Annotated in this window: 23 protein-coding genes; 12 read left to right on the top strand and 11 right to left on the bottom strand. The window is 43.1% G+C overall.

The annotated features are described in order from the left end of the window. Positions 1-67 precede the first annotated feature (67 nt). The 3 genes from pheS to rpmI all read right to left on the bottom strand — a co-directional run bounded on the left by pheS (position 68) and on the right by rpmI (position 2,183). Positions 68-1,123: a phenylalanine--tRNA ligase subunit alpha gene (gene pheS, locus JFC10_RS09655; protein WP_198332649.1), complete on the bottom strand. Its 1,056-nt coding sequence runs from the start codon at positions 1,121-1,123 to the stop codon at positions 68-70. Between the two features lie 355 nt (positions 1,124-1,478). Further along, a complete protein-coding gene (gene rplT / locus JFC10_RS09650) occupies positions 1,479-1,835 on the bottom strand; it encodes a 50S ribosomal protein L20 (RefSeq protein WP_011281252.1) in 357 nt (118 codons plus the stop codon). Positions 1,836-1,985: 150 nt separating this feature from the next. Next, entirely contained in the window at positions 1,986-2,183 is a 198-nt protein-coding gene (rpmI, locus tag JFC10_RS09645) for a 50S ribosomal protein L35 (protein WP_011514608.1), read from the bottom strand. Positions 2,184-2,619: 436 nt separating this feature from the next. Here rpmI and JFC10_RS09640 point away from each other — a divergent pair, with 436 nt between their 5' ends. The 7 genes from JFC10_RS09640 (at position 2,620) to JFC10_RS09610 (ending at position 9,069) form a co-directional block, all read left to right on the top strand. Continuing rightward, positions 2,620-3,063, top strand: coding sequence for an acyl-CoA thioesterase family protein (locus tag JFC10_RS09640; protein WP_198332648.1), 444 nt, complete (start codon positions 2,620-2,622; stop codon positions 3,061-3,063). Positions 3,064-3,342: 279 nt separating this feature from the next. Then, the gene (hisIE, locus tag JFC10_RS09635; protein ID WP_198332647.1) at positions 3,343-4,185 is read left to right on the top strand and encodes a bifunctional phosphoribosyl-AMP cyclohydrolase/phosphoribosyl-ATP diphosphatase HisIE; all 843 of its coding nucleotides are present in this window, start codon (positions 3,343-3,345) and stop codon (positions 4,183-4,185) included. A gap of 188 nt (positions 4,186-4,373) precedes the next feature. Then, a complete protein-coding gene (gene tatA / locus JFC10_RS09630) occupies positions 4,374-4,616 on the top strand; it encodes a Sec-independent protein translocase subunit TatA (RefSeq protein WP_198332646.1) in 243 nt (80 codons plus the stop codon). Between the two features lie 26 nt (positions 4,617-4,642). Further along, on the top strand, positions 4,643-5,338 hold the full coding sequence (tatB, locus tag JFC10_RS09625) for a Sec-independent protein translocase protein TatB (RefSeq protein WP_198332645.1): 696 nt from the start codon (positions 4,643-4,645) through the stop codon (positions 5,336-5,338). Continuing rightward, complete coding sequence (tatC, locus tag JFC10_RS09620; protein WP_198332644.1) at positions 5,338-6,222, top strand: twin-arginine translocase subunit TatC; 885 nt, start codon at positions 5,338-5,340, stop codon at positions 6,220-6,222. The genes tatB and tatC overlap by 1 nt, the downstream gene beginning before the upstream one ends. 218 nt (positions 6,223-6,440) lie before the next feature. Further along, positions 6,441-7,940 carry a UvrD-helicase domain-containing protein gene (locus JFC10_RS09615; RefSeq protein WP_198332643.1) on the top strand — a complete coding sequence of 500 codons (1,500 nt, stop codon included), beginning with the start codon at positions 6,441-6,443 and terminating at the stop codon, positions 7,938-7,940. Positions 7,941-8,043: 103 nt separating this feature from the next. Further along, entirely contained in the window at positions 8,044-9,069 is a 1,026-nt protein-coding gene (locus JFC10_RS09610) for a tRNA dihydrouridine synthase (RefSeq protein WP_198332642.1), read from the top strand. Positions 9,070-9,111: 42 nt separating this feature from the next. Here the strand turns inward: JFC10_RS09610 and JFC10_RS09605 are convergent, their stop codons facing one another. Further along, positions 9,112-9,537: an MAPEG family protein gene (locus tag JFC10_RS09605; RefSeq protein WP_198332641.1), complete on the bottom strand. Its 426-nt coding sequence runs from the start codon at positions 9,535-9,537 to the stop codon at positions 9,112-9,114. Positions 9,538-9,551: 14 nt separating this feature from the next. Beyond that, positions 9,552-9,965 carry an OsmC family protein gene (locus tag JFC10_RS09600; RefSeq protein ID WP_198332640.1) on the bottom strand — a complete coding sequence of 138 codons (414 nt, stop codon included), beginning with the start codon at positions 9,963-9,965 and terminating at the stop codon, positions 9,552-9,554. A gap of 531 nt (positions 9,966-10,496) precedes the next feature. Here JFC10_RS09600 and JFC10_RS09595 point away from each other — a divergent pair. Further along, positions 10,497-11,018, top strand: coding sequence for an RNA pyrophosphohydrolase (locus JFC10_RS09595; protein ID WP_193012079.1), 522 nt, complete (start codon positions 10,497-10,499; stop codon positions 11,016-11,018). 96 nt (positions 11,019-11,114) lie between these two features. On the opposite strand, the gene JFC10_RS09590 is transcribed toward JFC10_RS09595, so the two are convergent. The 3 genes from JFC10_RS09590 to JFC10_RS09580 all read right to left on the bottom strand — a co-directional run bounded on the left by JFC10_RS09590 (position 11,115) and on the right by JFC10_RS09580 (position 14,940). Next, positions 11,115-12,203, bottom strand: a complete 1,089-nt coding sequence (locus tag JFC10_RS09590; protein WP_265091184.1) for an NAD(P)-dependent alcohol dehydrogenase — start codon at positions 12,201-12,203, stop codon at positions 11,115-11,117. 185 nt (positions 12,204-12,388) lie between these two features. Beyond that, complete coding sequence (locus tag JFC10_RS09585; protein ID WP_198332638.1) at positions 12,389-13,210, bottom strand: NRDE family protein; 822 nt, start codon at positions 13,208-13,210, stop codon at positions 12,389-12,391. A gap of 95 nt (positions 13,211-13,305) precedes the next feature. After that, positions 13,306-14,940, bottom strand: coding sequence for a DUF4139 domain-containing protein (locus JFC10_RS09580; protein WP_198332637.1), 1,635 nt, complete (start codon positions 14,938-14,940; stop codon positions 13,306-13,308). Between the two features lie 277 nt (positions 14,941-15,217). Here JFC10_RS09580 and lgt point away from each other — a divergent pair, with 277 nt between their 5' ends. From lgt to JFC10_RS09565, 3 genes are all read left to right on the top strand, one after another. Beyond that, positions 15,218-16,102, top strand: a complete 885-nt coding sequence (gene lgt, locus JFC10_RS09575; protein ID WP_198332636.1) for a prolipoprotein diacylglyceryl transferase — start codon at positions 15,218-15,220, stop codon at positions 16,100-16,102. A 74-nt stretch (positions 16,103-16,176) separates the two neighbouring features. Continuing rightward, entirely contained in the window at positions 16,177-17,067 is an 891-nt protein-coding gene (locus JFC10_RS09570) for a thymidylate synthase (protein WP_193012069.1), read from the top strand. Positions 17,068-17,130: 63 nt separating this feature from the next. Continuing rightward, the gene (locus tag JFC10_RS09565; RefSeq protein WP_198332635.1) at positions 17,131-17,706 is read left to right on the top strand and encodes a dihydrofolate reductase; all 576 of its coding nucleotides are present in this window, start codon (positions 17,131-17,133) and stop codon (positions 17,704-17,706) included. A 112-nt stretch (positions 17,707-17,818) separates the two neighbouring features. On the opposite strand, the gene uvrC is transcribed toward JFC10_RS09565, so the two are convergent. Together uvrC and JFC10_RS09555 are read right to left on the bottom strand one after the other, a co-directional pair. Further along, positions 17,819-19,663 (bottom strand): excinuclease ABC subunit UvrC, encoded by a 1,845-nt coding sequence (gene uvrC / locus JFC10_RS09560; RefSeq protein ID WP_198332634.1) that lies wholly within the window; start codon positions 19,661-19,663, stop codon positions 17,819-17,821. Between the two features lie 155 nt (positions 19,664-19,818). Beyond that, complete coding sequence (locus tag JFC10_RS09555) at positions 19,819-21,345, bottom strand: DUF3360 family protein (protein ID WP_198332633.1); 1,527 nt, start codon at positions 21,343-21,345, stop codon at positions 19,819-19,821. 515 nt (positions 21,346-21,860) lie between these two features. Here JFC10_RS09555 and JFC10_RS09550 point away from each other — a divergent pair. After that, entirely contained in the window at positions 21,861-22,418 is a 558-nt protein-coding gene (locus tag JFC10_RS09550) for a DUF4442 domain-containing protein (protein WP_198332632.1), read from the top strand. Positions 22,419-22,624: 206 nt separating this feature from the next. On the opposite strand, the gene rplS is transcribed toward JFC10_RS09550, so the two are convergent. Then, entirely contained in the window at positions 22,625-23,017 is a 393-nt protein-coding gene (gene rplS, locus JFC10_RS09545) for a 50S ribosomal protein L19 (protein ID WP_193011420.1), read from the bottom strand. Positions 23,018-23,192 lie beyond the last annotated feature (175 nt).

The raw sequence follows: 23,192 nt of genomic DNA, 5'->3' as shown, positions 1-23,192 counted from the left end.
GAATTTTATAATAAAGATTTTAGTATAAAGGGTGACGTATTAACCTGTCATATTAACAAAGGAAACGCTAGCCAAACTGTTTTAAGAAGCGTACGTCGTTTTGGAAAAATAGGCGCAAATCATCAATACCGTAATACAGCATCGCAAAGCGCTCAATACCCATACCAAAAGCAAAGCCAGTATATTTTTCTGCATCAATACCGCAGTTGGTTAGCACTTGTGGATGCACCATACCGCAGCCCATGACTTCAAGCCATTTGCCATTATCATCAAGGATATCGACTTCAGCAGAAGGCTCGGTAAACGGGAAAAATGACGGGCGGAAACGCACGGTCAATTCTTTGGCGAAAAACGCTTCTAAGAACTCACTAATCAAGCCTTTTAGCTCTGCAAAAGTGCTCGACTCTGTGACCATAAGCCCTTCTAGTTGATGAAACATCGGCGAATGCGTTTGATCCGAGTCATTGCGATAGACACGGCCTGGGCAAATAATACGAATCGGCGGCTCATTCTTTTCCATAGTACGAATTTGCACTGGGCTGGTATGTGTACGCAGTAAATAATGCGCATCAAAATAGAATGTGTCGTGCATCGCACGTGCTGGATGATGCGACGGAATATTGAGCGCTTCAAAGTTATAGTAATCGCTCTCAACTTCAGGACCAGTAGCAACGTTGAAACCAGCTTGTATAAAATACTGCTGCATACGCTGGGTAATCATCGTCACGGGATGTAAGTGACCTTTTTGACCACCGCGAGCAGGCAAAGTGATATCAATACTCTCACTTGCAAGCTTGGCATTTAACTCGGCGACTTCTAGCTGCTGCTGCTGCGCCGTCAATGCCTCTTGAATACGGCTACGGACTTGATGTAACCAGCCGCCGTAGGTTTTTTTATCGTCGCTACTGAGTTTACCCATCTGCTTTGACCAGCCAGTTAATGGGCTCTTTTTACCGGTCAATTGCACACGCAAATCTTGCAACGCACGCAAATCGGTTACTTGTAAAATCAAGGCTTCAGCGGCACTGGCCAACTCATTTAGCTGAGCTTCACTAAGCTCGCTTAGCTCTGTGGACAAGGTCGGTAGCGCCGACAAATCGGTGGTAGCAGCAGGGGTAGTCATAAGATGCATTCTTCCTGATTTAAACGGACTATTAATAATAGTGATTGGTAATTGTAGGGGTTTGTCCAAATATTGCAAACCATTTACCCAATCATTTTCAAATACAGGCTAGTGATATGAATGGCTTGAATATTTAGACGATGATAAAAGCTATCGCAACAAAGTATATTTAGCTCTGGTGCTAAAAAAATGCTGTGACATTAGGTATTAAGATAATGTGATATAAAAAAAGCCACCGACCAGCGGTAGCTTTTATTAATATCGTACTATTAATCAATATTATTCCTATCCATGTAGATAACTACTTATCAATAACGACTTAAAAAGCAGCGTAACTAATTAGGAAGGTTAATATTTATGCTAGTTCCGCTTTAGCTTTTTCGACCAATGCTGTGAAAGTCGCTGCATCATGCATAGCGATGTCAGCAAGTACGCGACGATCGATTGCAATGTTAGCTTTTTTCATGCCATTGATAAAGCGGCTATAGCTTAAGCCGTTTAAGCGTGCACCAGCATTGATACGTGCAATCCAAAGACGACGGAAAGTACGTTTTTTGTTGCGACGGTCACGATAAGCATATTGACCAGCTTTGGTCACTGCCTGTACCGCTACGCGGTAAACACGTGAACGGGCACCGTAGTAGCCTTTTGCGCGTTTTAGGATTTTTTTGTGACGACGATTCGCCTGTACACCACGTTTTACACGGGCCATAAATTACTCCAAGATATTTTTAATCATTATTAAACGAATCACGATGTCATCGGATAATAGACATCGTTATCAAATTGCAAAGTCATATATTTTTAATTCAATAGCTATTAATTAAACAGCGCTTAATTAAAGATAAATGACGATAGCCTACTAGATGTATGGGCACATGCGACGAACTGCTGCTTCGTCAGACTTGTGCACCAACTTAAGACCACGCAACTGGCGAATACGCTTAGGTGATTTCTTGGTCAAAATATGGCTTTTGAATGCTTGCTTACGCTTAAAGCCGTTCGCTGTTTTTTTGAAGCGTTTAGCTGCACCGCTTCTGGTTTTCATCTTATTTTTCATGATGATTTGCCTCTTTTTCTGTTTTAGAACCTGGTCGTCAAATAGTCAATAATGATTAGTGGCTGTAAAAACAGGCACTAAACCTCTATTTGCCTCGAGGTGGGAGGCGGTATTTTAGCAGATAATGCGCTGTTTTGCCAAGGAAACTTTTACTCCTAGCCTGATAGGCATGACAGTGGATAACGAGTATGAGCCGATTTATAAATATTTTAGTCAAAACACTCATAAAACTACGGATTTACCACCAAATAGATTGAATGTCAGCTTAAGCTGTGCTTAAGTAGAGACTGAACCTTAGTATAAGCTTCGTGCTCATAAGACAAGGCTATTGATCACACTTATCGAGCGTATATCATACGGTTACAACGATTATGACGCTACCAACCTACACCATGATTAGCAGAACTCATAGACTGCAATCAATCTAGGAGATAACGTGTCAAAAAAAGAATTAGACTTTGATAACAACATATTTGTCTTTGAAACAGTGATGCGCGTGCGTCATATTGAGCTTGATATGGCTCAATACCTGACACTCGAATCATTGACGGCATTGTTATGTGAGGCGCGACAGAGATTTTTTTACTCTAAAGGCATTAAAGAGATCGATGCAGATTATCACGGTTTAATTATCGATGAGTTACAGCTGATTATTGTCAGTCGCATACGGGCGCGCGAAGAGCTATTATTTGAAGTAGGCGTTGAGCCAATATATGATAATGGCGGCAATATAGTGATAAAAGTTACACGGATGTATACTGGTGAAACCGTAGCCAAAGCGCGGCAGCATTTTGTCAACTATGACTTTCGCCTCAATAAGTCGATTGCACTTGATAAAACGATGAAAGAAGCTCTATACCCACATCTATACAGGATTTAATATTGATGATTAGGGCGGGTCTTCATTTTAAAAATGGTGATAAAAATGAGATAAATTGCCGTCAAACAAGGAAAGTAGCGCAAATAATATCGAGATATTGATAAGCTATTTGAGGATGTTTGGCAAAATTTAGCCATTTTTAGCCCATTTAGAGGATAATCGATTGAATGGAGGACAAGCCCTAACGCCAATCGCTTTTTTACTCAGACCATAGATAGAATCAGTTACGATTCCTTTATTACCCTTTGATTTCTATATAAATAAGAAGACAGATATATTATGACGTTACCTGCTTGGCTGGCTGCCATAAAATTTAATGATGATGGTTTGATTCCTGCAATTGCTCAAGATCATGAGTCTGGGCGTATTTTGATGATGGCTTGGATGAACGCCGAAGCACTACAATTGACCGCGCAAACGCAGACAGCGGTTTATTTTTCGCGCTCACGTGCTAAATTATGGCATAAAGGCGAGTCATCAGGTCATACTCAGACCGTACATGATATTCGCTTGGACTGCGATGCAGACGTGATTGTACTTAGTGTCACTCAGGCTGGCGGTATCGCCTGCCATACTGGTCGCGAGTCTTGCTTTTATCAGCGTTTAGATTTATCTGGTCAAACGCCTGAATGGCAAACCGTCGATAAGGTATTAAAAGACCCTGCTGATATTTATCATTCAAGCGATGCAGAAAAAGCCACTCCTAAAACTAATGAGACGCAGGCTCACGATGTAATCCATTCAGATGTCAATACCAATGACACTACTAATCGCTCTATTTTGCAACAGCTTGACGGTGTATTGGCAGAACGTAAACTCGCTGATGCCGACAGCTCTTATGTAGCCAGCTTATACGCAAAGGGTTTGAATAAAATCTTAGAGAAAGTGGGCGAAGAAAGTACTGAAAGCATCATCGCCGCCAAAGATTTTGCCAATTGCGACGAAAATAAAAACAAAGCGCAATACGATGATGCTCGTCATGAGCTCATCTATGAGGTGGCCGATGTCTGGTTTCATACATTGGTTGGACTGGCGTGGTTCGATATAGAGTCGGATGCGGTGTTAAATGAGCTAGGAAGACGTTTTGGGTTATCAGGTATCGATGAAAAAGCTGCTAGATAGTTTTTATAAGCCTAGCCATTGCCCTGTTTGATTATTGTTGCTTTCACCTTTTTGTCACAAGTGCAGGTTATAATATAGCTCTGTTTCACTTCGCATTGTATGTCGAGGCTTTTTATTGGGTATAACGATATTCGATAAACCCAAAGTAGGCGTACAAAGACTGAAAACCAAGACACAAGGATACCTTTATGGGTAGTTTTTCTATTACACATTGGCTGATACTATTGGTCGTTGTCGTTGTCGTGTTTGGCACTTCAAAACTCAGAAATGCTGGCAAAGATTTGGGCGGTGCAGTCAAAGGCTTCAAAGAAGCGGTCAAAGACGAAAATACTGAGCATGCTAAAAAGCAGGTGGTGCTCGATCATGATGGCAACGCACACACTGAAGAGCGCCCAACAACCACTAAGGTTGATGACAAGCATAATGTATAGCATCTAGACAGTGACATCGGAACATTATGTTTGATATCGGATTTTCTGAACTACTCCTCTTTGGCGTTATTGCCCTAATCGTCTTGGGCCCAGAAAAACTGCCACAGGCAGCGCGTACAGCTGGGCAATGGTATGCCAAAATTCGCCGCACGGTATCCACCCTGCAATCTGAAATCGAAGCTGAGCTTGATTTGGCAGAGACCCGCCAGCTTATGCAAAAAGAGCTTGCCAAAATTCGCCAGACTGAAGCAGATATGAGGCGCGAGATGGCGGAGATGCGCGGCAGTATGCAAGAGTTTGAATCCTCGCAAAACCAACATCTAAAATCATCACGTGATCCAATCGATGACCATAAGCCTAGACAAAGTAGCCAAGCCAGTAGTGAGAATGATGATAATCGACCAGTGAGGCCAAAAGCCTTTGACTACGCCTACGATAGTAATAGGCAGGATGAAAAATCAGAAAGCTCTGAGCAGTCACCGGCACAAGGTGATAACGACAGTCTAAAAACTGACTTTAGTGATAACGCCAATCAAGTGATTCAAACCATCACAACTAGACCGTGGGAAAATATGTGGTTTCGTCTTGGTGCTTATGATAAAGCGCGTCGTTTGCCGCAACCGCCCTACTTACCAAATTATAAAGCCGATATCTTACTAAACAGCCATCTAGACAGTCCTTTACCTAAACAGGCTTCTGTTAATGAGCAGGAGAGTAATTAGTGGGCTTATTTAAACGTAAAAAAAGCCGTCAAGAAAAAGTCGCGGATTCAGATATCGATACCTCAACAGCTTCCATTGATAGTAATGTCGACAGCAATACTGACGACTCTGGCGATATCCTAAGCTCACTGGGCGATATGCCGATTACCGAGCATTTGATTGAGCTGCGTCGTCATCTGATTAAGATATGCGTTGCCGTACTGGTCATATTCTTAGCATTGGTCGGATTTTCACGCGAGCTCTATGATTTTTTATCCGACCCATTGGTTGCCCAGTTGCCTGCCAACTCGACGATGATCGCGACGGATATCACTTCCAACTTTATGGCACCGATACGTCTGACTGTTTTTGTCGCAGCATTCTTTGCAATGCCCTATATTCTTTATCAAATCTGGTCGTTTGTCGCACCCGGTTTATATAAAAAAGAGAAAAAAATCGCGATTCCCGTTTTGATGTCTTCTATATTTCTATTTTATGCGGGTGTGGCTTTCTCTTATTTTATTGTCCTTAAAGGGGTTCTAAAATTCTTTATTATGTTCGCGCCGCAGAACGTCTTGCCAATGACTGACATCGACAGTTATTTAAGTTTTGCACTCAAACTATTTATGGTCTTTGGTTTAACTTTTGAGATTCCAGTCGTCACCTTGCTATTGATATTGACTGGTGTCGTCTCCATTCAGAGCTTAGAAGATAAACGCCGTTATATTATTGTCGGCTGTTTTGCCGTTGCTGCGGTCGTTACACCCCCTGATGGGGTATCGATGTTGATGCTCGCCGTTCCGATGTGGTTGTTGTTTGAGCTAGGATTATTTTTAGCAAAAATTTTAATTAAAGAAGAGCGCAATCCTACCTTAGCAAGCGATACAGGGTTAAATAAAGAATAGCATCACTTGTCAGACACTTATTCCAAAAACAGCCAACGCGCTAATCTGTTAATATAACCTGCTTATTTCCATCTTTATTTTCTATCAGTTTTTTTATTATTGTCATGTGTGCTTGCAAGTATTTTGCAAGCACACATGACGAGTCAGCCATTGTCTATGCAGTGGCTTTTTTTACCTCCGTCATTTTTGACCCGTCTTACTCTTTTAGGTAATTTTTTATGTCCGCATCTATGCCAGCTTATATGAGCGATCCCACTGATGAGCAGCTGAGCGCGCTCAACATGGCGATGGATCACAAATCATTTAAAGTGGTGGCTTATGCGGGTGCTGGTAAGACGACGACCTTAAAACTGATTGGTGAGCGTTTGCGTGGACGCGGCTTATATTTAGCCTTTAACAAAGCGATTGCCAATGATGCACGCTCAAAGTTTCCACCGCATGTAGAGTGTCGCACCTTTCATTCACTTGCTTATCGGCATGTCGCCCGTGATATCACTGCTAAGCTGTCGTTGCCGCGTTTTTCACCCAAACGTCTGGGTGATGATTTGGGTTTGCAGCCCGTCCAAGTACGTCGGCAAATGGATGGTATAAACAAATATATTACCCTTACGCCAGCCCGATTATCGCGTTTTGTCAGTGATGCCGTCAGCAATTTCTGTAGTACGCATGCCAGCTATCCTGCGCCAAGGCATATATTGTTCCCAAGTTGGCTCGATGAGTCAGATGCCGAGCAGTTGCGTGAAATGCTCTACCCTGCCGTTGAGCAGCGCTGGCTACAGTCGATCGATGCGCGTCATCCTGCGGGTATTGGGCATGATATTTACCTCAAACTGTGGGCATTGTCTAAACCAAGTATTCCCGCGGACTTTATTTTGTTTGATGAGGCCCAAGATGCCGATCCATTAATGATGGGTATCTTGACGCAGCAGCCACGGCAAGTGATTTATGTGGGCGATGCGCATCAGCAGATTTATGAATGGCGCGGCGCAGTCAATGCCATGAAAAAACTACCCTTACCACAAACCTTATTGACCCAGTCGTTTCGTTTTGGCGAACCGATTGCTGAAATTGCCAATACCTTACTCAAAGCATTGCAAGAAGATGTCCCGTTAAAAGGCAATCCGAATAAGCAATCTTCTACCGATAAAGGCATGGTACATAGTAAAAAAGATGCCATCCTTTGCCGAACCAATGCGGCAGCTATGTCGCAATTATTGACTGGACTCAAACTCGGTCACCGTGTGGCACTACAAGCAGATACCGATCGTATGCTTAAATTCTGTCAGGCAGCCGAAAATTTAAAAAACGGTAAGTCGGCGTACGGCGTACCCGAACTGGCGTATTTTTATAATTGGGGTGATGTGCAAGAGTATTCTGAAACCAATGAAGGTAGTGATCTAAAAACTCTGGTCAAGTTGGTCGACGATCATGGCACCAATGTCCTGAGCCAAGCGGTCAATAGTCTCACCAGTATCGAAAATGCCGACTATGTCATCTCAACTGCTCATAAAGCCAAAGGGCTTGAATGGGGAAAGGTACAGTTGGACGATGATTTTTATTATGATGTGACGACCAATGCGGTCAAGATCAGCCCTGAAGAGTTGCGTTTGCTCTACGTCGCTTGCACGCGTGCCCAGAGCAATTTGGACATCCATAATATTAAAGACTTGATATCAGGCTTGCAGACGGGCAAAAAAGTGATTTTTGGTAATACATAATTTTCTTCAGTTAATCAATCTTTGTATTTGCCACTCTAAACCTCTAACCTACCTTTCTTTATGGCAACCTTTAATAGCACCCTTTTAGCAGTGAACAATAAGCATGAATAATAGTCAGCAACTTCAAACACGTCAAAATACCATCCGTCAGTTATTCGCCAATCCTGTCTGCCTCCTTGCGCCAATGGAAGGTTTGACCGATCCATTAATGCGGCAAATCCTAACGCAAATTGCGGCAGACTTGGGTCGCCCTTATGATTGGTCGGTTAGCGAATTTATTCGTGTGACTCAGCATGTCTTGCCCGCGCATGTATTTTATAAATACGTTCCAGAATTGCGTCATGATGCTAAAACTGCCTGTGGCACGCCTATTCATGTCCAGTTGCTCGGTAGTGAAGCGCAACTCATGGCAGAAAATGCCGCATACGCCTGTGAGCTTGGCGCGCCTGCCATTGATATCAACTTTGGTTGCCCTGCCAAGACGGTCAATAGTCACCGTGGTGGCTCAGTATTATTGGATGAACCCGAAACCATGTATCAGATTATCAGCACGGTGCGGCAAGCTGTTCCCGCTCATATTCCAGTCTCAGCCAAAATTCGTTTAGGTTACACCGATACCAGTCGTATGGATGATATTCGTGGTGCGATTGACGATAGTGGTGCTGATTGGCTGACTATTCATGCGCGGACAAAGACCCAAGGCTATAAGCCGCCAGCCTATTGGGACAAAATCCAACGTTTTAATGCGCTCGATATTCCAGTCATTGCCAATGGCGAAATATGGAACGCAGAGCACGCGCAAAATTGTATGCTACAAGCAGGTACAGAGCATTTGATGTTAGGTCGCGGCGCGGTTACGCGTCCCGATTTGATTGCTCGTGTGGATTGCGGTTCAGATGATGCCATGCTAAGTGCGGCAACGTTGTCGTGGAAAGCGATGGTCACGCATCAAATTAAATTTTTGGAAGGTCAGGCTAAAACTGAAGTTATATTGGTTGGTCGTTACAAGCAGTGGTTAGCGATGCTCACCAAAGGCTATGGCGAAGCGAAGATATTGTGGGACAGTATGAAACGAGAAAAAAATAAAGCAGCTATCATTAGTGCACTGCAAGCCAGTGTGCGCCAATAATAGCTGCTTTTATCTTAAAGCCAATCTGTCTAACGACTAATATTAAATGCTCACTCTAATCGCTAAATAGAATAACATCAAACAACAAGCAATCGACAACACCCAAAGTATGGAGCGAAACGTCGCCAAATTAGTAATATAAGCCACGCAAAAACCGATACGAATCAGCACGTACAACCAAGCCAGTATATTAATAATCGATTGTGGTACGAAGAACAGCATTGCCGTCAGTACTGCTGCCAAAAATATTGGCAACGTCTCATAGCTGTTTTGCTGGGCAGCGTTAGCACGTGCGGCCGCGCCCGTCGTACCTTGTAAAAAATCACGTGGATGGGCATTGTCAGCCAAATTAAAGCCGCCAATAGCTTTCGCTGTCAATGCCATGGCAAGCGGTAGTAAACTTGCTGCGACCATCGCCCAAATTGCGGACGCTGCGGTATCAGAGACTAATTCCAGAAGTGCATTCATTAGTATACTTGCCCCTACCCTGCAATCACTTCGAAATCATGGGTGACGTTCACCCCACCTTGTACCAACATTCTACTGGCCGAGCAGTATTTTTCTGCGGACAGTTTTATTGCCTTCTCTACTTGGCTTTCTTTGACATCTTGACCTGTCACCACAAAATGCATATGTATATCAGTATAGACAGCTGGTACAGTTTCAGCACGCTGAGCGGTCAACTCGCAACGCACGTCTGTCACCTCTTGGCGCGATTTTTGTAAAATTGCTACCACATCGTAGCTAGCACAACCACCAAGCCCCAATAGAATCAGCTCCATCGGACTTGCGCCTTTTTCTTTATCGGCATCGATCTGTACATTATGCCCTGATGGTGACACGCCCATAAATGCTTTTTTTTCTTGCCACGTTACACTTGCTTTTGACTCTGACATCTTGACCATTCCTTATTTTAATTAGCTCGTTGCCCAATTTTTATTTTCTGACAATATGTTTTACTTGGCTAGTGTAGCATAAGCCAATGGCACATTTTATCGAGCCCTTGTCATCCAAAATCATTATTATTATAAATTATTATTATAAATAGCTCACCTGTTTGTCTTTTGCAGCCTTATTTCTAATTAGACCTTTTTACTAAAATTTTCTTAGAAGTGAATTAACATTCATACGTCCGCCTACTTTTTATTATTCCTACCTATCCTCTTATTATTAAAACCTATCTTTGTAATAAAGCCCCCAAAAATCTTACAAAAGTTTAATTATAACTGGTTGATTTTAAACAGTTAAGCTCGTGAAACATTTTATAGCAAAATACTGTTACACATTTTGCTTGTTTCTTGGTTTAATAACGGTAATGAATCTTATTTTAACCTGATATCGACAACAATCACCCTATAATAATTATGATTATTGACATGGTTTTAGGTTGAAATAAGCTATTTTAAATAGATTAAAAAGGTTTAATCATGATAGATGCAGACGGCTTTCGTGCCAATGTCGGCATCATCTTGGCAAATACACAAGGGCAGGTTCTGTGGGCAAAACGTATTGGTCACAACGCTTGGCAGTTCCCACAAGGCGGTATCGACCGTGGGGAGACGCCGATGGATGCGATGTATCGCGAGCTCTGGGAAGAGGTCGGCCTGCATCCGCGTCATGTAGACTTATTGGCAGTGACGCAAGATTGGTTGCGTTATCGTCTGCCAAAACGCTATGTGCGACATGGACAGCACCCTTTGTGTATCGGACAAAAACAGAAATGGTTTTTGCTACGCTTAGATGAGACGAACACTCAACATATCCGCTTTGATGAGGGCAAACCAGAATTTGATCATTGGCAATGGGTCAGTTACTGGTATCCACTCGGACAAGTGATTCACTTTAAACGTGGGGTATACCGCCGTGCATTGCAAGAGCTGGTGCGTGAATTGCCGCTAAAGCAAGAGCTTATTCTTCCTGAACAAGACAATCATTTAATCCAGTCCTAACCTCTACATCTGACTTATGATTTTGTCTTCTCACATAATATACAAAAAAGCCTGTATCAAATGATACAGGCTTTTTTGTATTAACAATGAGCAAAACTAGGGTTTAATGGCAATTTTTAGGACACCATCACGTTGATGCATAAATAAGTCATAGGCGTCTACGATGTCGTCTAGCGCGTAAGTATGCGTGACCATGTCTGATAGATCGACACGACCTGACTCAACCACATTCAATAGACGACGCATACGCTCTTTACCACCTGGGCACAAGGCGGTGCGGATCGTGTGATCACCAAGACCAGCCGCAAAGTGTGCCATCGGGATTTTCAAATCTTCGGAATATACGCCAAGGCTTGAGAGTGTGCCACCTGGTTTTAATACTTTGAGACATTGCTCAAACGTAGATTGTAAGCCTAGCGCCTCAATACTACTATCAACACCGCGACCACCAGTGATTTTCATAATCTCATCAATGACATCGACTTCGTTAAAGTTGAGGGTAATATCTGCCCCCAGTTTTTTAGCCATGGCTAAGCGCTCATTATTACCATCGATAGCGATAATCGTTGATGCACCTCTGAGTTTTGCGCCAGCGGTCGCACACAAGCCAATTGGACCTTGCGCGAATATCGCAACGATATCACCAATTTTGATATTGGCATTTTCAGCACCTTTAAAGCCTGTTGACATAATGTCTGGGCACATCAGCACTTGCTCATCGCTCAAGCCATCGGGTACAGGTGCTAGGTTGGCCTGAGCATCGGGTACCAACACGTATTCGGCTTGTGTGCCATCGATGATGTTACCAAAGCGCCAACCGCCAGTCGCTTTATAGCCATGGCAGGCACAGGTACCATCTGGCCCAATGTATCCTCCGTCTTGGGAAGGGAAACCATCTTGACTGGCATAAGAAGTAAAACTTGGGCAAATCGCGCCAGCAATGACTCGCTGACCTTCTTCATAACCCATCACTGCACTACCGAGCTTTTCAATAGTACCTACTGGTTCGTGACCAATAGTTAGTCCTTTAGCAACAGGATACTCACCTTTAAAGATATGAATATCGGTACCGCAAATGGTCGTTGTCGTGATTTTTATTAAAGCATCATTGGGCCCAACATCGGGTATTTTCTTCTCAGTAATTTCGATCTTACCTGGCTCAACAAATATTAGTGATTTCATCATGCTCATTTCACACTCCTTGTTTTAACCCTTATTGGACACAATAGGGTTTGATACCCTACTCAATGAGTGTAAGCCATAAATGTGACACTTTAAAGCAAAAACCACAACTACTTTATGGTTTTAAAACTTACTTGTAGGTTCGCCTGAAATTAAGAGTAAATATGACTGAATATAAGCAGTAATTTTTACTTACTAGGTACTGAATGTAGAGATTCTCGGCTTATAATTTGAGTAATAAGTTCTAAAGGCTGACTCTCATTTTTGCGCAAGGTTAAGATACTTTGAGTGCGTGTCCCATAAGTGGGAACACTGTTGTCGCTATGACCAAAAGCGACAGGCTCGATATAAATAGAAGACAATGTTTGCTCAATCTCAGTGGACATGCCAGTATCTGGCAGTTTGTCTACTGGCGCTTGCGTGTTGTCTGATAGCACAGCAAAAGCAGCATGTTGCCAGTATTCAAAAGAGCTGTTTTCTGCAATCAATGGCAGCACTTCTTGGCGTAGTCTACCCCGTAGCTTGTCAGTTTTAAACCAACTGTCCTCAGGTTGTCCATTGGAGATGACATGCAAACCTGCATATAGTGGCATGGGAGCATGACCACGATTATTGACGATAACGGCTTGGGTCGCATCACCAACGATAAGGTTGAAACCTGCATAGGCTTGCAAATCAATCTGCCTTGCAAACGCCATCGGACTCAGCTCACTGGTCAAAAAATGCGTTACCAGCTCACCGCGCGAACGTTCGTCAGAACCTGCCTGCACACCATCGCGAAAATTCAATACCGCAGCCCAACGTCCGTTTTGCTCATCAATATTCAAACGCTGCTCTTGGTGAATACCAAGCCACGTACCACCACTTTGCCTATCACGTCCCGCATAGATAGGCTGATCAGACCATTGATGCAGTGGCTCAGTTGGACGCTGGAAAAACTCATCTCGATTGGACAATAAGACCAAAGGCAGCTCATCAAACAGTTGCCAAGCGATGGCGACGATACACATAAGACTCCTAATTGACTAAAAATATGCTCAATAACATATCATGACTTAGCGAATGACCAAGCTTGATTTCAGTTTAAACTTAGTTCACTGACAAATTAGTTCACTGATAAGTTTTTGCTAGCGGGATAACTAATCTGAGAGGTCGACTGTATGACTTTCGATTGTTTACTTGGTAAATCAAACTCCCACGCGACCATGCCTTGATTGTCATTCCAGTCACGCTCAGTCACTGGCGGTGTATGAGTTATGGTTACTTTAAGACTATCGTCGCGACTAATCGGCTCACTACCTAATACTTGTAAACGCATAGATCGATTGTGCTGATTGGTAAATTGATAAGCTTGTATTTGGGTCAAGGTTTGCGTGCGATTAAACGCGCCTTTATCACCCTGCTTATCTTCATCAGCTATCTGCTTTACGATGGTATTAGAATCAATACCAAAGCCGATACCTTGCTCTTTGAGCGCTTGGTAACCATAACGCGCCTGCCCGACATAATTATTATCACGGTATAACTGTAGCGAACCATCTACCCAAGCTGGCGTCAAGAACGGTGCAGATGCGTACCAATAACCAGCTGTCTCCACACTCGGTGTACTACGAATCCATAGCTTGCTGCTGCCCGACTGCTCATCAATGACCGTCCTTACACGCCTGCCATCGCTTGGAATACTAATACGCTGCGGCAAGCGGTATTCAGTAATACCGTTTTTATTCTGACTGCTAACGGTAAAGCTTGGCAACGGTGCCATGTTGGGTGTCGATGCATCGCCATAGCTGTCTCTTGCCGAAACAATAACCACTGGAGCCGCTTCCATCATAGGCGGCGCATAACGGCTTAACTTAGCTTGTTCTTCTTCATATAATGACAAACGCTCTACATGGGGTAATTGGCTGGTGGTGGTTTGATTGGGATTGACAGAGCTTAACATCAAAGGAACATTGAGCCAGTTTTCTCCTGTCTGCTGGGCAATAACCGCAGAGGCCGTGATATTTAATTGCTTGGTTTCAGTATTCAGCCTTGCTTGATACGTTGGCTCCCAGCCCGCGCCGCGTACTTGATAGTGCAGTTTCACACTGCTTGGTACTCGACTGGCAGTGCGTACACTCACTTGGGTCACACTATTTTGAGTGGAAGTCGCGCTGCCCACCATTAGCTGGTTGAGCACATCTTGCGCACGGGCTTGGCGCTGCTGAATTTCTAGTATCCGCTTATTGATACTGACTGCTTGGGTTTCCAAATCTCGTGCATTATTGGCAAGCGTGCCATCTGTACTGATTTGCGTAACCTTGGTTAGATTTTGCAAGTAAGCTTTTGCTAAGCGTGCTGCTTCTAACTCAGCATTGATAACCGCCAAACTATCTTGCTGTATCTGCACTTTGGCCTCACCTTGATACTGACACTGCGCTGCTTGCTCACCGCTTAAAGTCTCAATACTGACTTCACCAACATTGACGCCATTTGCTGCTTTTACGCTCAAGCTGTCTTTATCGATATAAGGGGACAGACAAGAAAAAACCAGCGTCTGCTCACCGCTACCATTGATTGGTAAAGCACGAGTTACGCTGGCTAAGCCCTGATAAATGGTCACTTGCTCAATATTACTGTTCGCTGCCTGAGCAGGTGTCAAACCTAAAGCCACGAAGCTAAATAAACTCAGCGGCATCAACTCTTTTTTAGAGGATAAAAACTTAGGTAATATTGCCACTTTTGATAACTTAGCTTGCATAATCATTCCTTAAAAATACGGTTAATCCATTAATACAGTGCATTAGCGCAAGCCCACATTATCTAACGCTTCATAAAATAAAACGACGCAATATTTCTTGTGATACTTATCTTCAGCAATTTTTTTATATCTTAGCGGTTTTCTGGCTTTCTTTCTAGATGTTACCCGTAGCAGATAAGTTGTTACCGTGAGATTAGCCTCACCGTAATTTGGTATGCCTAACTGGCTATTTTTGCTATTATAGTCAGCACTTTATTATCAATATTATGACACTCTTATGATGATTCACCCTCAGTACGATCCTGTCGCCTTGGCACTTGGGCCCGTCGAAGTCCACTGGTATGGACTGATGTATTTACTGGCATTTGCTGCCGCCTACGGACTGGCATGGTATCGCAGCACCAAGCGTGAGGGCTGGACCACTGATATGGTCTCGGACTTGGTGTTTTTTGGCGCACTGGGCGTCATCTTGGGTGGTCGTATCGGCTACGTGTTGTTTTATCAATTTGGTGAGCTACTACAAAACCCTGCCTACCTATTCAAGGTCTGGGAAGGCGGCATGTCATTCCATGGTGGCCTGATCGGTGTCATGCTGGGTATGCTGTACTTTGCTCGTAAATATGAAAAGACCCCGTTTCAGGTGCTCGATTTTATCGTTCCTTGCGTACCAACTGGCTTATTGTTTGGGCGAATTGGTAACTACATCAACGGCGAGCTGTGGGGTCGCGTTTCTGATGGTGGTTACAATTGGCTCACCTACTTTCCCCAAGCGGCTGGCTTTGATATGCAGCAACTACAAGCCAATCCTGCGCTGCAAGACATTATGACTGAGGTCAATGGTCAGTACTTATTACCTCGTCACCCATCACAACTATACGAAGCCTTTGCCGAAGGTCTATTATTGTTTCTGTTCTTGTGGTGGTACTCATCAAAGCCTCGTCCACGTATGGCAGTGACCGGTGTATTCATGTTGGGTTATGGTTTTAGCCGCTTTATCATTGAGTTTTTCCGTCAGCCAGACATGGACCAAGGATTCATTTTGTTAGGTTGGATGACCAAAGGACAGATACTCAGTGCTCCCATGATTATTATTGGCCTCTTCCTAATTATCTACGCCTATAAACGTGGCATCTATGACTGGGGTAAGCAGTCGGCTTATTAAGCACTAATTCACATCAAGTAGCCTGTTAAAAAACAATATAACTATGCGTTTTAATAGCGTAGAAGAGCAATTTTATGACCATGAGCAACTCCATTATTAGTAACAACAAGCAGAGTAAAAACGAGCAAGCCTATCTAGATTTGCTGCGTCTTGTCCTCACTGAAGGCACTGAAAAAGGCGACCGTACTGGCACTGGTACGCTGAGCCACTTTGGCGCGCAGCTACGTTTTAATTTAGCTGATGGTTTTCCCTTATTAACCACCAAAAAAGTCCACTTTAAATCTATCGTTTATGAGCTATTTTGGTTTTTAAGTGGCAGTACACATGTTGATTATCTGCAAGCCAATGGCGTACGCATTTGGAATGAGTGGTCAACGGCTGAACAGACAGCGCGCTTTAATCGCCCTGCTGGTGATTTAGGGCCTGTCTATGGTCATCAATGGCGCAATTATGGCGCAAGCCAGCGTGAAGATGGAAGCTACAATAATGATGGTGTCGATCAAATCACCCAAGTCATTGAGCAAATAAAGACCAATCCTAATTCAAGACGTTTGATTGTATCTGGCTGGAATCCCGGTGAAGCAGATCAAGTTGCGCTGCCGCCTTGCCATACTCTATTTCAGTTCTTTGTGGCAGACAATAAACTGTCGTGCCAGCTCTATCAGCGTTCAGCAGATTTATTTTTAGGTGTGCCATTTAATATTGCCAGTTATGCTTTGCTTACCCATATGGTCGCTCAAGTATGCGGATTAGAAGTGGGCGAATTTATCTGGACGGGTGGTGATTGTCATATCTATCAAAACCACCGCGAGCAAGTTGAATTACAGTTGACGCGGTCGCTATATACGCTGCCAACGCTGACGCTCAACCCTGATGTGAATGATATTTTTGCTTTCAAATACGAAGACATTAGCGTTGATGGTTACGAGTCGCATCCTGCGATTAAGGCAAAGGTTGCGGTCTAGCGTTTGTCTAATTGAAAGTTTTAAAAAAAAGTAGCATGTTAAAGACAATAAAAAGGATACGTTATGAGTTATGCCCACACCGAAGTTGCCCAAATCGCAGCTATCAGTATCAACCGCTGTATCGGCAAAGATAATGAGCTGCCGTGGCATATCTCAGCAGATTTGCAGCATTTTAAAAGCATGACGACCAAACAAAATGATGGTGCGATTCAAGGTATCGTCATTATGGGTCGTAAGACCTTTGAATCCATGGGCAGCAAGCCTTTGCCAAAACGTGTGAGCTTCATCATCAGCAGCCAGCTAGATTATGCCGAACAAAAAGGTTTGGTCGGCAAAAGCAATGCTCATGTGGTGCATAATTTAGATGATGCATTAACGCAAGCAGCAAGTCTGGCACATGGTGCGCATCTTGATACGATTTGGGTGATTGGTGGCGAGCGCGTCTTTAGCGATGCCTTGATGTATACCGACCGTATTGAGCTGACTCACGTCGATACTGAAATCACTGATGGTGATGCTTTTTATCCTGAATTGCCAAATGAGTTTGCAGTGGCAGAAGAATCTGAGCAAATGCATGATGAAAAAAGTGAATTGGATTTTAAATTTGTGACTTATAGAAGAAAAAGTAATGAACAGTAGTGCAGTTTCCAACAGAACCTAAAAAGAGGCTGTCCTAGATAATTCTAAGACAGCCTCTTTTTATTTTCAAACGTTATTATCAGAAACCTACATTTGGCGAACATTGCCTAAATTATTCATGCAGCACTTTATAAACCGTTTTCGCGAGTATCGGACCAATTCCTTGCACACCTGCCAATTCCTGCTGCGAGGCACCAAGCAATTGCTGCATACCGCCAAAATGATTGAGTAAATCACGGCGGCGCTTTTCACCTAATCCAGGTATGACTTCTAACACTGATGAAGAACGACGCTTGTCACGCTTTTTACGGTGGGCAGTGATGGCAAAACGATGTGCCTCATCGCGAATATGCATCAGTAAATGCAACGCCTTGCTATCCATCGGTAAATCTAACGGCTCATGATCGATAAAGTGCAACACTTCAAGCCCAGCCTTACGCCCCTCGCCTTTTGCCACGCTAATCAGCAAGGTATCACCAAGAATACCTAGCTCGGTCAATACTTCTTTGGCAATACCAAGCTGCCCTTTACCGCCATCAATCAGCAACAAATCAGGCAACGGCTGCTTCTTATAACGGCGTGTCAGTACTTGTTTCATTGCGGCATAATCATCACCACCGACAATGTCATGAATCGCATATTGGCGATAATCACGCCGACGCGAGCCACCTTGGTCAAATACCACACAACTCCCAATAGTCGCCTCACCCATAGTATGAGATATATCAAAACACTCAATCCGATCAATGGTGCGCTCAGTAACATCTGCCAACACATCCTTCAAGGCACCAAAACGCGCATGCAACTCTAAATAATCACCCAGCTTGGTTTTTAATGCATTATTGGTGTTTAATTTAGCCAAGTCTAGCCACTCTGCACGATGTTCACGTACATTGGTTTTGATGGCGACCTTACTACCGAAATGGGTCGCCAACGCCTCACTCACTGCCACCTGATCAGCTAACTCATGACTTAAGATAATTTCTGCGGGTAAATCATCAGTTACCTGAAAATAAAAAGAAGTAATAAAGGCAGATAAATTATCAGCTAGTGGTTCACTACTATCAACATCAGGGAAGTAGTTTTTACCACCCAATACACGGCCGCCACGTACGGTCAGTACGTTGACACAGGTCATGCCTGCCTGACTAGCAATAGCAATCACATCTGCCTCACCTTGTACGGTATAAACAGCTTGCTTAGCTTGTACTTCACGTAGCATAGACAACTGATCACGATAAAATACCGCTTTTTCAAAGTCTAATTCTTCAGCCGAAGCTTCCATCTTTTCAATCAAAGCGCTGTGAATGTCGCTAGAGTCACCTTTTAGGAAACGAATGGTATTGTTGACGTCTTCTGCATATTCTTCTGGCGATACCAAGCCCACGCAAGGCGCACGGCAGCGCTTAATCTGATACTCAAGACAAGGACGCTTACGTTGCTTAAAAAAGGTATTGGTACATTGGCGCATTTGAAACATTTTTTGCATCAAAACTAATGTCTCTTTAGCCGCATGAGCAGAAGGAAAAGGCCCAAAGAACCGACCTTTTTGGTGATTGCCTTTACCGCGCCCATAAGCCAATCTTGGATAAGGTTTGTCCGCTGAAATAAACACATAAAGGTAAGATTTGTCATCACGCAATAGCACGTTATAAGGCGGGCGGTGCTCTTTAATCAGATTTTGCTCGAGCAATAATGCTTCGGTCTCACTACGGGTAATAATGGTTTCAATATTATGAATCCGTGTTACTAGCGCCCGCGTCTTTGGATGATCAATCGTTTTAGCAAAATAGCTATTCACACGGCTTTTTAGCGACTTGGCTTTGCCAACGTATAAAATATCGCCGTTTTTTCCTAGCATCTTATATACCCCTGGCAGATTTGGCAGGTGCTTAATCAGATGCTTAAGGCGGGCTTTTTTATCATCGATAGGACTAGATTCTGAGACATTAACCATAGAATTTATTGCTCTTAAAAATCTTAGTAATACTGGTAGTTATGGGGCAAGAATCGTTGTTTTGCAAGTTTATTATCACTCCAATAGCACGCATAAAAAAGCCAGCTTTATGCTGGCTTAGTTTGTTCAATCTCATATGAATCAATTATCTATCATCAATGGCGAAAGTTTGCCATCAATGCCGGAATACCCGGCAGCATACCCACGATAGCCATCACACCAGTCAATACCACAAACATAATACCCGGTATGATCCAGCGGCTCATTTTAGTCAAATTGGCACTGCGCTCTTTAGAGCCAATCAAGCCCAAGTTATCAAGTAATAATGTGAGTGACCAACCAAATGCAGGGTTTACCAATGCAGAAGCAAATACCACAATAGCAGCAGACTGCGTAGTTTTACCTTCGCGGGTCATCTCCATGCCAGCCTCCAATAATGGGATAAATACCCCAACGATCAAGGCTACGCACATCACTGGTTGCCAAATGGCCAAATCCATCGGATAACCCCAGACACCTGCGATGACACAGAATAAAGCCGTCAATAAAGCACCAGCAGGAATCGGACGTTTAGCAATCGCTGCTGGTACAATATATGTACCCCACGATGATGCAAAGTTTGCACCACCCAATACGGAGCCGACTACCTGACGAAATGAAGCGCTGGTCATCGTGTCATCGATGTCCATGAGCACTTTTTCAGTACGCTTAGGGTAGCTGATTTTTTGGAATACCTGATGACCTAAGAAATCTGGTGACCACATTGCCACGGCCAAAATAGCAAACGGCAATACCACAATAAAGCTTTCAATCGTCGGTAACCCTAGCATCCAACCTGTATTTTCGCCCCACCAATACATCGGATTCATATGCGGTAGACCTGGTGCCGTTTTAAACTCAAAAGGTGCGCCTAATGCAAATGCAAGACCGCCACCTAACACACAGCTGAGCGGAACCGCAAGCCAGCGTTTTTGCCAATGCTCAAGTAATGCATATAACAAGATAGTGGCCAAAATAATAAAAAAGGCAATGTGCGACATGCCAATTCCTTCTGCCCAAGCAAAGAGGTTTTTGACCTGTGAAGTGGTACCGATAAACCCTAAGTAAATCAAGAGGCCACCGCACACGCCTTTACTGGTTAAATTGGCCAGTAAACTGCCCCCTTTACTAATTGCCAATAATAATCCAAAGGCACCGATGAGCAGACCAAAGGCCATCGGGTGACCACCAGCAGCAACAACGATAGGAATGAGCGGGATTAGTGGGCCATGAGTCCCTGCAAGGTTGGCGGTCGGTAGCAGAAAGCCTGAGAATAAAATGACAAAAAACGAAACAATCAATAACTCATAACGAACGTTTTCTAAAATAAACGCATCACCCAAACCGAGCGGCCCTGCAAAGGTCGCCGCAATAGCACCCACCATAACGACTTTACCGATGGTCGCGGCCATCGCTGGAATAGTATCTTCGTACTCAAAACGATAGTCACGGAACGGTAAGTTAGCGCGCCAGCGTTTTGGCTGCATGATTTGTAATTCATGATTTAGATAAGCGTCACGACTGTCAAAGCTTGCGCTTGGTTTGTGTAAATCAAGGTAGCTACTTGATGGTTCGCTGTCGTAACTGGATGGATTTGATGACTGCTGATTAGACCCTGAAGAAGGGATCTGAGTGTTACTCATCACATTTCCTTATGTCGACTGAGGCTTTATTTAACTAATAATTTGATAGTGAAATTTAATGTAACTAAAGCGTCCATTAAAAATTGCAAGCCATTGTATGACATGAGAACTCGAAATGCGAACTTAGAATCACTCAAAAAGTCCATACACTATTATAATATATAAATTAAAGTTTCCATTTAATGCAAAATTGAACTTAATAGAAAACCATGAGGAAAAAACACACTTAATATAAACTTTAAATTAGAATAAATGACCTTTTTCTTAATAATTATCTGTATCTAGATATTTGTTATCACATAACTAAATATTAAAGATAGTTATAATAAATAGTTTATTATAACTTTTAAGTAAGTATAGAAAATCCATGTCAGTTACGCTTTAAGCCTAGCGGTTTTGATATTTTTTACTTATGATAAATGCCCTTTCGTGACTGCTCTTTGATAGAAGTACACTAAAAAATTTGACTCAAACGGTATCACTAAAAAATATAAAAGAAGTAATAGGACGAATTTATGAGTTTGCTACCTACCAATTTTGAGACGCTAAAACGCAGAGCCAAACAAAGTATCATGCCATTATTGACACCACACCTACTTAAGCTGCGTATCAACACTTATGCACCGTATGTGGGTGCTGGTATCAAAATCGATCATCTCAATCTCGATCAAGGTTTGTGCGTGGTAAGTATGGGGCTAAATACGCTGAACAAAAACATCGTTGGTACTCAGTTTGGTGGCAGCTTATACTCGATGGTGGACCCATTTTATATGATAATGCTAATGCATCAATTGGGTAGCAGTTACGTGGTCTGGGACAAAAGCTCACATATTGAGTTTATTGCACCTGGTCATAGTAAAGTCACTGCACGCCTAAAAATTCCTAGCAATGAAATCACCACGATTCAGGAGTTAGCGAAAGAAGGTAAGCCAGTATTTCGAGAATACCAAGCAGATATCGTTGATGATCAACAAAAAGTTATCGCCACTGTCACTAAGACGCTCTATATCCGATTGCGCAAACATAGTAAATCAAAAAATCAGAGCAATCGTATGGATACGCCCGATGCTTAGTTACCAGTTAAGTGACTGAGTATAATTTTTATAAATCCTACATACAAAAACCCCAATCTAGCATTCGCATAGATTGGGGTTCTGTCTTTTTTGGTATGGCCCGCTTATTTATATGATAAACCTATGAATAAGGGCTTGTATCTACTTTTGCTTGACTACCAAACCACTTAACAAGTGACGTGGCAAGTTTAAGCATATGCTTAAACTTATGCTTTAGCGACAGTTTTCTTTGGAGCAGCTGCACGCGGAGCAAGTTTTTCGCGGATACGTGCTGATTTACCAGAGCGCTCACGTAAGTAGTATAGTTTCGCACGGCGAACAGCACCACGGCGTTTCACTTCAATGCTATCGATAATTGGTGAATGCAATTGGAATGCACGCTCAACGCCAACACCGCTTGAGATTTTACGTACGGTAAACGCTGAGTTTAGACCGCGGTTACGCTTAGCAATTACAACGCCTTCAAAAGCCTGTAAACGCTCACGCTCACCTTCACGTACTTTTACTTGAACCACAACGGTATCGCCGGGTGCAAAGCTTGGGCGCTCAAGCAATTGAGCGTTTTCGATGACCTGAACCAATGGATGCTTGTTGCTCATGAGAGTTATCTCCTCACATTAGATAATAGAGGCTTAACGCATATCACCTGTTTGTAATAATTAATCGTATCTCTTTATAGTGAGACACAACGTAAATGGGTTATGACCAACGGCCACTATGCGATGACTCGTTTTATTATTGCTCAAAATTCTGTTGCTTAACTGTTTATCTTTT

The organism is Psychrobacter aquimaris (genome assembly GCF_016107525.1).
In the GTDB taxonomy this organism is placed as follows: domain Bacteria; phylum Pseudomonadota; class Gammaproteobacteria; order Pseudomonadales; family Moraxellaceae; genus Psychrobacter; species Psychrobacter aquimaris.
The sequence above is the reverse complement of the archived record's forward strand: the minus strand, read 5'-3'. Positions and strand labels throughout refer to the sequence as shown.